The following is a 15,661-nucleotide window of genomic DNA, read 5'->3' on the forward strand; positions in this document are numbered from 1 at the left end:
CTATCGGAGCCAAACGGCTCGCACCGCACCGTTGATTCCAGATGCCGTCTGCCCGGGGAGGCGGTTGCGGGTTACCGGTAGCCAGTTGCGAGTTGGCGGTTGCGCGGGAATGAGCGCGAGGCGCAAGGGATTGTTGGCGGTCGAAAACCGGCCGTCCACGGCCACTCGATCCGACCAGACTGGTCGCTCCCTGAAAGGACATCATGTCGAACAGAACCTTTACCATCATCAAGCCGGACTCCGTCGAAAAGAAGAACGTCGGAAAGATCATCAGCCGCCTCGAGAGCGAGGGCTTTGAGATTCTGGGGCTTCGAAAGCTGCGACTCAGCGAGACGAACGCCCGCGAGTTCTACGCAATCCATCGGGAACGGCCCTTCTTCGAGGATCTGGTTGCCTACATGACATCCGGACCCGTCTATGTCGCAGCACTCGAAAAGGAGGACGCCGTCGCGTCGCTCCGGAAGCTCATGGGTGCGACTGATCCGGCGAAGGCGGAGCCCGGTACGATCCGGAGCGAGCTCGGTGAGTCGATCGAGCGTAATGCGATCCATGGCTCGGACTCGGACGAAAATGCGAAAAACGAGATTGCGTTTTTTTTCGAGGAAACCGATCTGAGCTGATTTCCACCCCCGAGCGGAATGTGGTGACACTGCGCGTTCGGAAAAAATGGGATTCACCGCTCCACGCACTCGCAATGCGATTTCGTCAACCGGAAACTGGCAACGGCAACCGGCCCCGGCAACCGATAAGGGTCATCAGTCGTCGTGGCGGAGAACGATCGTCTCCAGTCCGGCGGCTTCGAGTCGCTCTCGAACCTCGATTGCCCGGACACGGGACGGCCACGGACCAACCCGTACGACAATAAGCCCCGTGTCACTGGATACCGTGGTCACGTCGCTGACGAATCTCGAAGCCCTCTCCCGCAGCGTTTCCGCGTTGGCAGGATCCCGAAACGCACCGAGCTGAACGATCCATCTCGCACCCGCTTCCTCCGTCCCGACGGGTACCGTTTCGATCTCCTCGATCCGGCTTCCCGATGGGTCGACCTGGCGAACGACCTCCCGTCCCCCTCGAACCACCGTGACATCCACCCGATCCACGACAGCCTCCGACGATTCGCTCGCCGACGGTCGCATCGGAAGATCGGACTCGCCAATCGTGTCCGGCAGCGGAAAGGCGACCGACGGTGGGCGCACAGGAATTCTGGGAACCTCGAATTTGACCGCGGGCTCCTCGATCCGGACGACCACGGGTCGTGGAGCGTCGGACGCTCCCCCCTGCCCCACGACCTCGAGAACCACTGGAGCAACGCCGGCTTGGACCATCCCGATCTCTTCAGCCGCCGCCCACGAGAGGTCGATGATGCGGCCCTCGACGAACGGACCGCGGTCGTTGATCCGAACCACGACCTTTCTCCCGTTGGCGGGATTGAGGACTTCGACGAGAGTGCCGAAGGGGAGCGTCCGGTGAGCTGCCGTGAGGCCCCTCGGGTCGAATATCTCCCCGTTCGCGGTCGACCTCCCTGCCAGCTCCTCGCCGTACCAGCTCGCCAGCCCTCTCACCGGATCGTCCGCCGGGGTTCCGCTGGCACAGCCGAGCACTGCCAGCAGAAGCAGCGCTCCGCCCCTTCTCATACTCTCACCTCCGAGCTCTCTTCGCGAACCAGCTTCCTTCGAGAATCGAGAATCGGATCGATGACTTCGCGAACGTATTTCTCGGTCTGATGCTCGGAAAGACCGGTGAACCTCTCCGGCTCCGCCCCGCTCTCCAGCTCTTCGAGATTCTGACCGAAGGCAGGGTCGTCCGCGATCCTCCGAAGCAGATCGTTGTTCATCCCCCCCGAATGAATCGCATCCGCCGCCGCTCTCGCATGCATCCGTACGCGCTCGTGAAGCTCCTGCCTGTCTCCACCGCGCCGGACTCCCTCCATCATCAGATTCTCGGTCATCATGAAAGGAAGCTCCCGCTCCACGTTCGAGCGGATCACGTCTTCGTGCACGACCAGTCCGCTCGTGACGTTGTCGTAAAGGATGGCGATCGCATCAGCCGCCAGAAATGCCTCGGGAATCGCGATCCGGCGATTCGCGGAATCGTCGAGCGTGCGCTCGAACCATTGCGTTGCCGCCGTGAACGCAGGATTCTGGCGGTTCACGATGAGATGTCTCGCGAGCGCGTCCATTCTCTCGGTTCGCATCGGATTGCGTTTGTACGCCATGGCGGACGAGCCGATCTGCTGCTCCTCGAAAGGTTCCTCGATCTCGTGGAGATGCTGCAGGAGCCGGATGTCGTACGCGAACTTGGAGGCCGACTGGGCGAACTGCGCGAGCGCATCGACGACCAGTGAGTCCTGCTTGCGAGTGTACGTCTGTCCGGAGACCGCGACGACGTTCTCGAATCCCAGTTTTTCGGCGAACTTCTTCTCGAGCGCGTCGACTTTCTCTCGGTCGCCATCAAACAATCGGAGAAATGAGGCCTGCGTCCCCGTCGCCCCTTTCACTCCCAGCAGTGCGAGAGTCCGGCGCCGGCGCGTCAGCTCCTCCCAGTCGATGACGAGATCCTGAAGCCAGAGCGTCGCGCGCTTGCCCACGGTCGTGAGCTGAGCGGGCTGGAAATGCGTGAATGCGAGTGTCGGAAGCGCTCGATGTTTCCAGGCGAAGTCCCTGAGCCTGGCGATGATCGTGATCAATCCCTGCTCGAGAAGATCGAGCGCATCCGCCATCTGCAGCACGTCGGTGTTGTCCGTCACGTAGGCCGATGTAGCGCCGAGATGAATGATCCCTCGCGCTTCAGGTGCCTGTTCCCCGAACGCATGGACGTGGGCCATGACATCGTGTAGGACTTCCCGCTCGCGCTTTTCGGCCAGCTCGTAGTCGATGTCGTTCTGCACTCCACGCATCGCGGCGATCTGCGCTTCGCTGATCGGAAGGCCCAGCTCGCGCTCGGCCTCGGCGAGAACGATCCAGAGTCTCCTCCATGAGCGAAAACGATACTCCTGAGAAAAAATGTAGGACATCCGCTCGGAGGCATAACGCTCGGTCAGTGGCTGAACGGCTTTCGTTCGGTCCGTCATCTCGAGATCATTTTCTCACGTTGCGAAAATACCGGCCGTCGACGGGGTCGAAAACCTTGCGGCCCGCAACCGGGCGTGCCGGCCACCTTCGCCACCGGGCGCTTCCCCTCCCGCTCCGCCTGGGTGAGCTTCACTTCACCCTTCGCCCTTCACTCTTCAGTAGACTTGGATCATGAAACATACATTCATCGCCGTCGTAGCCGCGGTCTCGATCTACGGTTGTATCTCCACGCCTCCTCCTTCCAATCAGGCTCCTGAACCGGCAGCCGATGTCGGCATTTCGCTACGCGAGGAGGCGATCGTCCTCGAGCTCGAGGACAGGCGCGAGTGGAACGAGCCCACCGCGGCGCAGTGGATGCGCCATCCATCCTTCCGTCATCGAGTACGGATGGCCCTCGCGCTCGGCCGGATCGGAACCGCGACCTTCGCTGATTCCAATGGTGATGGACTAAGAAGTCCCGGCGAGCGGATGGCCGGAGTGGATCTTCTGATCGAAGCTCTCAGCGACTCGAGGGCAGAAGTCCGGACCGCGGCGGCCTTCGCTCTCGGCGAGATCGGAGACGAGGCCGGTTCCGAAGCGCTGATCCGGACCGCGAGAACAGACTCGGACGCCAGGGTTCGGTCCGAAGCGGTCGAGGCTTTCTCGAAGATGGCTGCGGCGGTCCCCCCCGAGGTCTGGAGCGAGCTCGCTTCAGCAGATCAACCCGCGGCAGTCCGCTCGACGGCCCTCCGGTTTCTTTTCCGCTCCGAGAACGAAGAAGCGCTCTCGAATGCCCTCGATGCGCTCGACGACGCCGATCTCGAGATCAGGCGCGCGGCCTCATATGCTTTTTCCCGCCGTCCGTACGAGCCTGCGCGAACGGCACTCGAGGCAGCCGCCGCGGACTCCGATTTTCTGGTTCGCTCTTATGCAATCCGAGGACTCGAACGGATCGGAAGCACCACTTCCCGTGAGGTCATCGTCGAGGCGCTTGCCGACATTCATCCATGGATGAGAGTCAACGCCGTTCGCGCGCTGTCAACGCTCGCGACGAACAATCCCGCCATCACTGAGGACGAGCAGGCCAGTCGTGATCTCATCGCGCTCAGCACGGCGAGCAGGGATCCCGATCCCGGTACGCGAGCGGAGGCGATCGAGACTCTCGGTCACTATGCGGACACATTCTCGAATGCCCGCACGCGACTCGAAGAGACGCTCGACGATCCCGAGCCATGGTTTCGAGAGCAGGCGATGGCCGCGCTTTCCCGAATCGGAGTCAACCTTCTCAACGTAGCGACCACCCGGGGCGAGAAGCTGGCCATCCTTCGCGGAGGCGGTGGCACGATGCCACTCCTTCGGACCGAGCTGGCAAACGATCCAGATGCCGCCGTCAGGTTCAGTGCCCTCGGCGCGATCCCCGACGACCAGGCTGATGCCGGAGCTGCGCTGATCCTCGAGGGGCTGAATGATCCCGACGTGGCCGTTCGCTCGGTCGCGATCGACAGAGCCGGACATCTGAGCAACGCCGGCGAGCTCATCGACCGGGTACGTGCGATGGAGCTGACGGAGCGTCAGGTAGAAGCGAACGACGCTCGTCTCTCGGCGATCTCATTTCTCTCGGCGAGGGATTTTCCCGGCCGCGACGAATGGCTGCGGTCGCTGATCGAGGACTCCGATCCCATCGTCAGACGCACCGCGGCGGATCTCATCGCCGGGGACGATCCGACGCTCAGGGTCCAGTACACTCCCCTCCCGCTCCGGCGGGAGCCGGGCTGGTATGAAAAGGTCGCCCGCTGGGCGGCAGAGCCGCGCACGGCCGTGATCGAGTCGGCCCGCGGTGAGATCGCACTGGCGCTGCTCACCGCCGACGCTCCAATTACTACATGGAACTTTGCACAGCTTGCGAACCAGGGCTATTTCGACGGGACCTCCTTCATGCGCGTCGTGCCGAATTTCGTCATTCAGGGAGGCGACCCCCGTCGCGATCAGACCGGCGGCCCTGGCTATTCGATCCGCGATGAAATCAACATGCAGCGATATACCCGCGGTGCCGTCGGCATGGCGCTCTCGGGTCCGGACACCGGTGGCTCCCAGTTCTTCATCACCCATTCTCCCCAGCCCCACCTGGATGGCGGCTACACCGTTTTCGCCCGCGTCGTCGACGGCATGACACAAGGGGTTGATCAGATGCATCGTGACGATCTCGTACGAACGATCCGTATCGACCCGGGAAGCGTCGACGCGAGCGATGAAGAGATTCAGTCTGCGCAACGCCTCGCGCTTCCTCTGGAAATCGGAAGGATCAGCGAGGACCGCCTTCTTGGCGGCGTGCCCGAGTATGAAGCGCGGAAGGCCGCCTACTCTCCGGACAGGGACGTCCTTTCGGCCATCGCTTCCCTCGTGCGACCTGGGGATTCGATGACGATCGTCCTCGGGACCTGGTGCACGGACTCCCAGCAGCAGGTTCCGAAGATGCTCTCGGTGCTCGAAACACTGAGGCAGGAGTTCGGCACCGAGATCGAAACGATCACGATCGCCGTCGACCGGCCCAAACGGCAACCCGAATCGCTGATCTCAGGTCTCGACATCACGAAAGTCGCGACATTCATCTACATCCGCGACGGGGAGGAGATCGGAAGAATCGTCGAGACCCCTCGCGCGCTCGTGGAAGACGACCTCTTCGCGATCGTCGCGACACCATGACGGCGCCCACAGTCGTCATCACCTCCCACCTCCCCGGTCCGGCGCTCGACATTCTCCAGGACTTCAACGTGCGGATCCCGCCGTCTCCTCCGGCCGGAGAAGAAGATCTTCTCAATCTTCTCCGAGGCGCCGACGGCGCCATCACGCTCCTGTCGGATCCCGTGACGGATTCAGTGCTCGCCGAATGTCCCAACCTCAGAATCGTCGCAAACTACGCGGTGGGATTCGACAACATCGATGTCGAAGCTGCGCGACGCCGCGGCATCATCGTGACCAATACGCCGGGAGCTCTCACGAATGCCACCGCCGATCTGACCATGGCGCTCATCCTTGCGGTGACCCGGCGCGTCCTCGAAGGACATCAGCTCGTCGTGACAGGAGGTTTCACGGGGTGGGCGCCGTCGCTGCTTCTCGGTGCGTCGATCAGCGGCAAGCGACTCGGTATCGTCGGAATGGGAAGGATCGGGAACGAGGTGGCACGGCGTGCCGAAGTGTTCGGGATGGATGTCGTCTACAGCAGCCGCTCGGGTGCAAAGACCGGAGCTCCAGGTGAGCTCGTGACGATCGACGAGTTGACGCGTACCTCCGACATCATCACGATCCACTGTCCCCTCACCGAGCAGACCCGGGGGCTGTTCGGGCGAGCACGACTGCGGGCCATGAAACGAGGCGCCTATCTGATAAACACCGCGAGAGGCCCGATCGTAAACGAGGCAGAGCTCGCGGACGCGCTGATCGAGGGGCATCTGGCGGGCGCAGGGCTGGATGTATTCGAGAACGAGCCGGCGATCCACCCGCAACTGAGGAGGCTGCGCAATGCAGTCCTGCTACCCCACCTCGGGTCGGCAACGCTCGAGACAAGATCGGCGATGGCGGCGATCGTGGCCACCGACGTTGCCAGGGTGCTCAACGGCAAGCCACCCCTTCATCCCGTCTAAAGCTGAGCCTAGAACTCCAGGTTGTAGAACTCCCGAAACTCGACGCCATCATCCGTGCTGAACCAGGCGGCGATCCGCAGGGTGACAGGCCCGCCTGCACCCGTGATCGTCTGCTGCTGCACCTGGGTGGCAATCCAGCGCTCGAAGGGGACGGTGTCGCGTGATGGAACCTGCAGATCGAGCGGGATGATCGTGTTCGGAACGAAAACGCCGCCGTAGCCGACCGATCGGACCTCGATCCGATCGAGAACGAGATCGACGTCACTCCTGTTGAGAACCTCACCCCTCAGAAGGAGCGACAGCCCTCCATCGATCATTCTGTTGCCGCTCGAAGCCGAGGGGCCGCTTCCACGTCCGATTCTGAGATCGGGAGCTGCGATTCCGCTCGGCCGGTCCACGGCCGAAGAAGCACAGCCGCACAAGAGCACCACCAGCAGCGCGAGACCGCGAACATCCATCAGCTGAGATACTTCAGCAGGTCGCGAGCAAAGGCGGCGTTCTCCCCCTCCGGCTCGAGCTCGAGATACCTCGTGAGGTGCTTCCTCGCCTCGCTGTTCTTTCCCTGTCGCGCGTACAGACTCCCGAGCTCGTAATGGGCTTTGGCGAAGGTATCGTCCATTTCGACCGCGCGCTTCAAGAGCTTCTCAGCCTCGACGTCGTTGTTGTCGTTGAGGAAAGGGACGGCCTGATTGAACAGCGCGGCGGGATTCGCGGGAGCCAGGCGCTTGTATTCGGCAGCCTTTTCGTTGTTCCCGAGTTTGGTATAGGCGTCGGCGAGAATGGAGTTCAGGACCTCATCGTCCTCGCCCAGTTCCCGAGCCTTCTCTCCGGCCTCAGCAGCCTTCGCCCAGTTGTCGGTCCGTGCATGTAGCCGCGCCAGAGCGCTCCACCCGGCGATCAGAGTCGGGTCGACTGTGACCGCCTCCTGAATCTTTGCGACCGCTTCCGCGTCCTTCCCCTCGTTGGCCAGCTGCACCCCTTCGTTGAAAATAGCAAAGGCCGGGTTCTCGACGGGGGCATCCCCCATCTGCGAGCCGACCTTGGCGAGCTTCACTTCCTTTTCGTTCTTCTGTGGAAGGAGGTTCAGCTTCCAGACCGCCTGCAACGGCAGGTATCCATCTTTCGAAAATGTGAACTCGTAAGGAATGGTCCCGTCGACGAGAAACACGGTGAACTTCCCCTCCTCGTCGGTCTCGACCGTACGCTCGATGCTTCGCTTCTCGGTTGCAACGAGATGAACCGTGACGCCGGCCAGGGGATTACCGTCGGTGTCGGTCACGACGCCGGTCAATCTCGCCTCGCCGATTCCGAGCGCCATCGGAGCTGCAAGCGCGAACACCGTCAGAATCAGAATGAGTTTCTTCATTGTCCTTTTCCCTCCTCGGGAAGTTTCCATCTCTGAAAATGCGAACGTCAGAGGACGCATTCCTCCCGGCTCGCCCCGGCCGGTTCTATGATGCCCCCGTGGGAACCTCGGCTGAACCTGGAACCGGCCTCTACGTTCATCTCCCCTTTTGTGCCCGCCGCTGCACCTACTGCGCCTTCGCGATATCTACAGACCCCGCTCTGGAGGACGCCTACACGCGAGCCCTGAACAACGAGATCGATCTGCGCAGCGGGGACTGGAGCCGCACGCTGCGAACTCTCTATCTCGGAGGCGGTACCCCGTCGCGATCGTCCCGCCGGAGTCTCGAGCTGATTTTCACCGCGATCCGTAACCAGTTCGACACCGGTTCGCTCCGCGAAGTCACGATCGAAGCGAACCCGGAAGACATTTCCGAGGAAGCCCTCAGCCTTTGGACTTCGCTCGGAATCGACCGAGTCAGTCTCGGAGTGCAGTCGTTTCACGATCGGGAGCTCCAGCCGATCGGCCGGCTGCACGGTCGAGCAGGCGCGCTGAACGCTGTTCGGATCATCTCATCGGCTGACGTTCGGCTCAGCATCGACCTCATCGCCGGCCTTCCAGACCAGACACCCGATTCGTTCTCGGAAAGCATCGATCTCCTCCTCCAGGCCGAGCCGGATCACGCTTCGATCTACATGCTGGACCTCGAGCCGGGTTCCCCGCTCGAGACGATGGTGTCGAGTCGACGAATCGACATTCCCCCCGATTCCGAAGTCGCCGACTGCTATCGTCTTGCCGTTTCCCGGCTCGATGAGGCCGGCCTTCGTCAGTACGAGATCAGCAACTTCGCCAGCGAGGGAAACAGGGCCGTTCACAACACGTCGTACTGGGAAGGTTTCCCTTACCTCGGCGTCGGTCTTTCGGCCCATTCCTTCGATGGTCGTGCCCGCTATGCGAATTCCAGAAACATGCGAAGATACATCGAGCTCGCTTCGGCCTCCGGATCGGCGGTCGAGTTCCGGGAAGAGATCGATGAGACCGCGCGGCGAAGAGAGCGACTGCTCCTCTCGCTTCGACGCATCGAGGGGCTCGACGACGAGGAGTTCGAAGCATTGACGGGTGAAAAGGGGAGCGAATGGCTGGATCGCGGACGGGAAAATGGCTGGGTTCGAATCGATCGCATCGCATTGACCGTGGAGGGTTTCCTTCTGAGCAACGAGCTCATTGGAGAGCTCTTTTAGCGATCCTCCTCCTGGCAGCGGGTGCGGCACCGTCGACGCTCGCCCAGGATTTCGCGTTCGATCCCTCGATCACGCAGGAGCAATTCGAGGAGTTCAGCCTCGCTCTCGGTCAGGCAATCTACCCGTCTCCGGTAGCACCCGCGGATGGGGCCGGTCTTCTGGCGCTCGATATCGGCGTCGCCGTTTCCGCCCTCGAGATCGACGAGTCCGCACCGTACTGGCAGTTGTCGATCAGCGAAGACATCCTTCAGGACGGCTATCTCTTCGTCCCGCGCCTGGTCGTGTCGAAATCCTTCGGAAGGTTCAACATCAGCGGCAGTTACATGACGATTCCGGAAACCGAGATCGACGTGATCGGAGCGACACTCGATCTCACCCTGAGCAGGGATGGCCTCGTACGGCCGGCCGTCGGAATTCGGGGAGCATGGTCCGAGCTCCGGGGTGTGGACGATCTCGAGATGACCGTCATGGGACTCGAGGCCATCATCAGCAAAAAAGTGGGGCCCTTGACCCCTTATGGAGCCTGGGGCCGGGAGATGATCGAGTCGAGCGGCCGGATTCTCCTTCCGATTCCCGAAGACGAGTTGATTCTCGAAGCCGAATTGGAGGGCAACCGTCTGACCGTCGGGGCAAGGTTCAGCTTTTTTCTGTTCGAGATCGCAGCGGAGGCCGTTCGCCATGACAACGACACCACCTACGGGGCACGGGCGAGTCTGAGCCTCTGATTCAGCAATGAACCCGCCGACGGCGGCGTTGGAGAGCGATATGGGTGAAACGATCAAGATGTCGAGTGAACGATCCGACGCCGATGTCGTCATACTCGGGGGTGCGTTCAGCGGTTCCGCAACCGCGACGCTGCTGCTCCGGGAACGTCCGGGCCTCCGCGTCGTCATCGTCGAGAAGACCGAGGCCTTCGACGCAAAGGTAGGCGAAGCGACCACCGAAATGTCAGCGATGTTCCTCACCCGGCGCCTCGCCTTGTGGGAGCATCTGGAGCGCGAGCACCTTCCGAAGGAAGGGCTGCGTTACTGGTTCGGCAACGGACGCGTCACCGGTCATTCGAGCTCGAGCGAGACAGGCGGAGTCGTGAGGAGCACCGTGCCCTCCTTCCAGCTTCGCCGTGACGTGCTCGATGAGCACGTAGCGACTCTCGCCATGAAGGAAGGGGCGGAGATCCTTCGTCCGGCGCGCGCGACCGAGGTCCGCATCGGCGATTTCGAGCATGAGGTCGACGTTCTCATCGGGCGCGAAACTTCCACGATTCGAACACGCTGGGTCATTGACGCGACGGGCCGGTCATCGCATCTGGGACGCGCGCTCAGGCTGATCGAGCCGAACGAGCGGCACCCCATCTCCGCGGTCTGGGGTCGCTGGAAGGAAGTTCGTCACATCGACGACATCGCCGCGCGCAATGGAAAGCTCGGTGAGGGAAATGTGGGATCACGGAGACTCTCGACGAATCATTACCCCGGATACGGATTCTGGATCTGGGTTATCCCGCTCGGAAACGGCGAAACATCCGTCGGCATCGTGTGGGACCAGAGAAAGTACGATTTCCGATCCCGTGGAGCCAACACCGAGGCCGCCTACCGGGCCGCTCTCGCCGAGCACCCTCCGCTTCGCGAGCTGCTCGACGGAGCGGAGCTCCGGACCGATGATCTCCGATCGCTGCAGAATCTGGCCTACCGGACGAATCAGTACATGGGGGCGGGCTGGGCACTCGTGGGCGATGCGGCCATCTTCCTCGATCCCTACTATTCTCCCGGCCTGGATCACGCGTCGTTTTCCGTGGAAGCCACAGTGGCGATCGTTCTGGAGGATCTGGCCGGCTCGGATGTTTCCAAAAATATCGCGGAGCACAATGAGGTTTTTCTTCGCTCTCACGATCGCTTCTTCGAGGCAGTCTACCTCGAAAAATACGCCTACATGGGAGAGCACGACCTCCTGTCGGCCGCCATGCTCCTCGATACGGCGCAGTACTACATCTTCGTCGTCATTCCGGCCTATCGATTCCACAGGCGTTTTCACTGGATGCCCGTCCTCGGGCCGAGGCCGGCCTTCATCAGCTATCACATGATGAGGGTCTACAACCGTCGGTTCGCGAGGCTCGCTGACCTACGGCGCGCAGCCGGAGAAGCCGGAGCTCGCAACGACGGCCGGCGGATCAGTGCGTACTTCAACCTTCATTTTGCCCCGCTGCGCATGGCTTTTCGAGGAGTCGGGATCTGGATGCGCGCCGAGCTCGATGGCGTCCGGCTTCGATTGAAGATGCTTTTCCGCTCGTCTGAAACGAAGACGGCGCGGGAGGACGCGCCGGAGCCCGCCGCGATGAAGGGCGGCTCGGCCGCACGCCGCTGATCCCGTCCGATTTGTTCGAGGCGGCTAGTCTCCGTCTCCGCGGGAAACTCCGCGCCGTCGTCCTTCCGGCTGCTTCGGCGCGGTCTTGCCTTCCGGAACGAGCGTTGCGGTCCAGCTCTCGGCGGTACCGCATGCGTTGCTGACGAGAACCCAGAACTGGCTGACCCGCTGAATCGGGGGAGTCACGTATGTCGGTCCGGTCGCATCCAGAATCGGAAATTTCGTCGAACCGGCTGGTCCCCAGTACCACTGGTATCGATACGGCTCGCTTCCGCCCGTGACTTGTACGCTGAGCGTCACGACTTCGCCGTCGGCGACGTTCATGCTCTTCGGCTGATGATCTGCCAGGCTCAGAATCAGTGGAGGATCACACACGATCTCGACCGTCATGAGACCAAACGTCTCGAGCTCGAGAAAGTCGCCGTTCTCGATCGACCCCCTCTCTCCGAACCCACGAACCTGGACCGTGTAGGGTCTTGGAAACGAATTCGGATCGGGTGTGACGGTCAAAGTCGTCGTCAGTACGGATTCATCCTCGTTGCCGACCACGGACGAATCACCGAGTACCGCCGTCCATCCCTCCGGAAGGTCGAAGGGCTCGAGATTGAGCACGAAGTCTTCCGGAACACCGAAGATCTCGAGATCGAAATGGGCCGACTCGGCAGCCGTGACCTGCCGCAGTGCCGGAGTCGGAACGATCTGAGCCGCCCCTCCGGTAATGCCACCCGCAGCCAGAATGACCGCGGAATCGAGCACCGTATCGGAGGTATCCGCGATCGCCAGCTTCACGTGATGAACCACCCCCGGAGTGATTGCGGTCGTTGCCAGAAGCTGCCTCGTGAATCCGTCGAACTGCGTGTTCGCGTTCCCTGAACCGACCGGGTTGTCGACGTAGAACTCGGAGTTGCTCTCGTGATTGATCGAGTTGATCGAAACCGTTTTCCCGGGGTCTCCCAGCACGAAGGCGATGTTCTGGCCATCGACGAAGAATCCAAAGACATCGTTGAACGAGCTCCCGACGAACTCCTTGTATTCTTCGGAGGCAAAGACGTAGAGGATTGCCAGCTCGGGCGTCGATGTAACGACGTCGAACTCGAGGATCGCCGCGTCCCGTGTGGTCAGTGGACTCACCAGTCCGTCGAGATCCGGATCGCCTGCAGTCGAATGCGAAGTCGTCTTTCCCTCGTCGTCGTTCGGGCCGGCGATGTCGGAGATGTTCCCGGTACTGAGGATGACGCCGCTTTCCAGTCCGAGATTCGCGCTGGTGCCTCCACTGAAGGTTCCCGCCGCTACGTCGGCACCGGTGAACGTCACGTTGGTGATCGTGGCGCCGGATCCGGCGAGTAGTGCCCCGAGGGCCTGCGGGGTCGTTCCGCTCAGATCCGTAGTGATGATCTGGCCTGCCGCCGGCACGGCCAGCAGGAGCACTGCAATCAGCTTCGCTGTTCTCTTCATTCCGAGCCTCCGCCTGTTCCTTCGTCGCCACCGCGCCCGAGCGGTCCCTGTCCATGAAAGAATACACAAGTTCCGACCGGCGATTAGCTATCGATCGATATCCTTCGACCCTGAGCTCCATAATCGAGCGATCAGCGCGTCTTGAGGAGCAAAATGGTCTGATCGTCCTTCTGGGGTGCCCCTCCGACGAAGCCGTCGATCGCGTCGATGATCGCCTTGCGAAGCGCGACGAGCCCGAGACTGTGGTTGTCCCGAACCAGCGCGACGAGCCGGTCGTGGCCGTACTCCTCGTCCCGGCTGTTCTCGGCCTCGGTCAGGCCGTCGCTGTAGAGAACCAGCAGCGAGCCAGGTAGAAAATCTTCTTCCTGTGTCTCGTAGATCGAGCCCGGCATGATGCCGATCGGCATTCCGTTGGAAGCGAGAAAACTGATGTCGCCACCTCGAACCAGAAAGCCGGGATTGTGGCCCGCATTGACGTAGCGGACGCGCGCGGCATCGCGATCGACCGTCGCCAGAAGGAGAGTGATGAACTTGTTCTGGGACGACCACTTGTGAATGTGACGGTTGAGCTCGGTCGCGATCTCGCCAAGGTCCCGTTCCTCACCGAAAAGAACGTGAAGTCCCGCGTGAAATGCGCTGACCAGAATCGCCGCGGGCGTCGACTTGCCCGAGACGTCGGCGACACAAAGGCTGAGTGATCCGTCGCCGACCAGAACGGTGTGATAGTCGCCTCCGAGCTGCCGCGCGGAGCGCATCCACACCTCGGTTTCGAATCCCGTGTCGGGGTCGACCCGGACATTCGGGAGAATGTCCTGCTGGATCGTGGCGGCGAGTTGCAGCTCTCTTTCCATCGCCTGCTTCTCGAGCGCCTGACGGTGAAGACGCGCGTTTTCGAGGGCGATCGCGGCCTGGGAGGCAAAAAGGGAGAGGGTCCTGATGTCCCCCTTCTCGAACTCCCCGACGCCTCCTCGAACCTCCCGGTCGGCGGCCGCAAGAACACCGATCGTTCCTCGTTCGCTTCGAATGGGAACCATGACCGCGCTTTGGCATTCGGGAAACACTCTCACTGCAACGCTGCAGTCGCTCAAATTTTCGTTTTCGTCGACGAGCGCTGCCATCGATTCTTCGCCGAGGAGGTCTTCGAGGTCCTCGCGCGATACTTCACCGAATGAGCGATGAAGCTCGAATGAACGGGCGCGCCGCAGAAACAAAGCAGCGCGTCGAGCATTGAGTAGCGTCACGGTTCGCATCAGGATTTCCTCACTGAGCTCATCGAGGTTCAGCGTGGATGCGATCGACAGTCCGATCTCGTGAAGCGATTCGAGCTCGAGCAGCTGCATTTTCGACTGGAAATCGCCCTCTCGCATCTGGGACGCCATCCGCTTGTTCGCGATCATGACTGCGATCGGCGCAGCGATAGCATGCAGTGTGGCTCCGAAGCCTGCATCAACAGACCGGGCAGCAATCGCTCCGAATACCGATCCTTCGCGAGCGATCTGAGCGACCCCGGCATCGAGGGTTTCGGCTTCCGCCATCTGTTCGGGAGGATTCCATTCGGGGGATGCCGCGACGAGCACCGGTGCGGAGTCGACCGAGCCGAGCCAGACGGCCGCATCCGATGCGCCGAGCAGACGAGTCAGCAGATCGACGATGGCTTCCCCGAGGGCGCGACGGCTGGTCTCGTCATCGAGGGTGATCCGATCCAGCTGATTGAGGTGGCCGACGAGCTCGACAGCAGCGCTGGAAAAGCTCATCCGAAAGGAGCTCTCAGATCGACAGCTCTCCACGCGCCGAGTCCTCGTCTTCGAAGATCGATGCGTATTGAGCCAGACCCATGATCTGAAACGTTTTGTGGATGACGGGTGTCAGCGAACAGAACGCCACTCTGCCATCTTTCTCGAGCATTTTTTCCACAATTTCGATCAGAATGCTGATTCCGATCGAGTTCACGATCCGAGTCTGCCGCAGGTCGAGCAGCAGCGTCCGGACACCGTCGTCCATCAGCTGGTATGCACATCTGGCGATCTCCTCGCCACCGACGTTGTTGATGTAGCCCTGCGTGTGGAGAACCGCCCCGGCCCCGGAGCGATCGACCAATACCTTGCACGCCTCACTCATCGTCCTGCCTCCGTGCTCGTCTTCACCATGTGTACCGTCGTTCCATCGGAGCCCGAAAGGATTTCGATCTCGTCCATGTGCGCTTCCATGATCTGGAGACCCCACCCCCTCTTCCGGGGACCTGCGGGAAGTTTCGCCCTCCGAGCCCGAACCTCGTCAGGATTGAAACCCTTTCCATGATCAGTAATCCAGATGTCCAGTCGAACGTCCGTGGCAGTCGACGAGCCATTGAATCTTAAATAGATGCGCCCATCCTCGCAACAGGAGTGTTCCCGAACGTTGATGCAGGCCTCGATCAGAGCGTGGGCAATCTCGTCCACTTCTTCTTCGCTCATCCCGAGCTCACGAGCCAACTCCATCGCGGCGTCAGCCGCGGTCAGCTCGAAGTCGGGAACCAGCGGAAGCGCCAGCTCCATCTCACGTTCACTCACCATGGTCGTATTCGGTGCCCTG

Annotated in this window: 14 protein-coding genes; 6 read left to right on the forward strand and 8 right to left on the reverse strand. The window is 61.5% G+C overall.

Annotation, left to right across the window (positions count from 1 at the left end):
- Positions 1-203: 203 nt before the first annotated feature.
- The gene (ndk, locus tag KY459_07645; GenBank protein ID MBW3564582.1) at positions 204-620 is read left to right on the forward strand and encodes a nucleoside-diphosphate kinase; all 417 of its coding nucleotides are present in this window, start codon (positions 204-206) and stop codon (positions 618-620) included.
- A 135-nt stretch (positions 621-755) separates the two neighbouring features.
- Here ndk and KY459_07650 read toward each other — a convergent pair whose 3' ends face one another.
- Together KY459_07650 and purB are read right to left on the reverse strand one after the other, a co-directional pair.
- Positions 756-1,634: a septal ring lytic transglycosylase RlpA family protein gene (locus tag KY459_07650; GenBank protein MBW3564583.1), complete on the reverse strand. Its 879-nt coding sequence runs from the start codon at positions 1,632-1,634 to the stop codon at positions 756-758.
- On the reverse strand, positions 1,631-3,070 hold the full coding sequence (gene purB, locus KY459_07655; GenBank protein ID MBW3564584.1) for an adenylosuccinate lyase: 1,440 nt from the start codon (positions 3,068-3,070) through the stop codon (positions 1,631-1,633). Before purB ends, KY459_07650 begins: the two co-directional genes overlap by 4 nt.
- Before the next feature lie 172 nt (positions 3,071-3,242).
- On the opposite strand from purB, the gene KY459_07660 reads away from it, so the two are divergent.
- Positions 3,243-5,753, forward strand: coding sequence for a HEAT repeat domain-containing protein (locus KY459_07660; protein MBW3564585.1), 2,511 nt, complete (start codon positions 3,243-3,245; stop codon positions 5,751-5,753).
- Positions 5,750-6,691: a D-glycerate dehydrogenase gene (locus KY459_07665; GenBank protein ID MBW3564586.1), complete on the forward strand. Its 942-nt coding sequence runs from the start codon at positions 5,750-5,752 to the stop codon at positions 6,689-6,691. The genes KY459_07660 and KY459_07665 overlap by 4 nt, the downstream gene beginning before the upstream one ends.
- Before the next feature lie 8 nt (positions 6,692-6,699).
- Here the strand turns inward: KY459_07665 and KY459_07670 are convergent, their stop codons facing one another.
- Together KY459_07670 and KY459_07675 are read right to left on the reverse strand one after the other, a co-directional pair.
- Complete coding sequence (locus KY459_07670; GenBank protein MBW3564587.1) at positions 6,700-7,149, reverse strand: hypothetical protein; 450 nt, start codon at positions 7,147-7,149, stop codon at positions 6,700-6,702.
- Entirely contained in the window at positions 7,149-8,057 is a 909-nt protein-coding gene (locus KY459_07675) for a tetratricopeptide repeat protein (protein MBW3564588.1), read from the reverse strand. Before KY459_07675 ends, KY459_07670 begins: the two co-directional genes overlap by 1 nt.
- Before the next feature lie 98 nt (positions 8,058-8,155).
- Between KY459_07675 and hemW the strand changes: the two genes are divergently transcribed.
- From hemW to KY459_07690, 3 genes are read left to right on the forward strand one after another with little or no spacing between them, the layout of a single operon-like run.
- Complete coding sequence (hemW, locus tag KY459_07680) at positions 8,156-9,277, forward strand: radical SAM family heme chaperone HemW (protein MBW3564589.1); 1,122 nt, start codon at positions 8,156-8,158, stop codon at positions 9,275-9,277.
- Positions 9,172-10,002: a hypothetical protein gene (locus tag KY459_07685; protein MBW3564590.1), complete on the forward strand. Its 831-nt coding sequence runs from the start codon at positions 9,172-9,174 to the stop codon at positions 10,000-10,002. The genes hemW and KY459_07685 overlap by 106 nt, the downstream gene beginning before the upstream one ends.
- A 40-nt stretch (positions 10,003-10,042) precedes the next feature.
- Complete coding sequence (locus KY459_07690; GenBank protein MBW3564591.1) at positions 10,043-11,635, forward strand: NAD(P)/FAD-dependent oxidoreductase; 1,593 nt, start codon at positions 10,043-10,045, stop codon at positions 11,633-11,635.
- Positions 11,636-11,659: 24 nt separating this feature from the next.
- Here KY459_07690 and KY459_07695 read toward each other — a convergent pair whose 3' ends face one another.
- From KY459_07695 to KY459_07710, 4 genes are all read right to left on the reverse strand, one after another.
- Positions 11,660-13,090: a choice-of-anchor L domain-containing protein gene (locus KY459_07695; GenBank protein ID MBW3564592.1), complete on the reverse strand. Its 1,431-nt coding sequence runs from the start codon at positions 13,088-13,090 to the stop codon at positions 11,660-11,662.
- 131 nt (positions 13,091-13,221) lie between these two features.
- Complete coding sequence (locus KY459_07700; GenBank protein ID MBW3564593.1) at positions 13,222-14,844, reverse strand: SpoIIE family protein phosphatase; 1,623 nt, start codon at positions 14,842-14,844, stop codon at positions 13,222-13,224.
- A 13-nt stretch (positions 14,845-14,857) separates the two neighbouring features.
- The gene (locus KY459_07705; GenBank protein MBW3564594.1) at positions 14,858-15,208 is read right to left on the reverse strand and encodes an STAS domain-containing protein; all 351 of its coding nucleotides are present in this window, start codon (positions 15,206-15,208) and stop codon (positions 14,858-14,860) included.
- Entirely contained in the window at positions 15,205-15,639 is a 435-nt protein-coding gene (locus KY459_07710) for an ATP-binding protein (GenBank protein MBW3564595.1), read from the reverse strand. Before KY459_07710 ends, KY459_07705 begins: the two co-directional genes overlap by 4 nt.
- Between the last annotated feature and the right edge of the window lie 22 nt (positions 15,640-15,661).

The organism is Acidobacteriota bacterium (genome assembly GCA_019347945.1).
In the GTDB taxonomy this organism is placed as follows: Bacteria; Acidobacteriota; Thermoanaerobaculia; order Gp7-AA8; family JAHWKK01; genus JAHWKK01.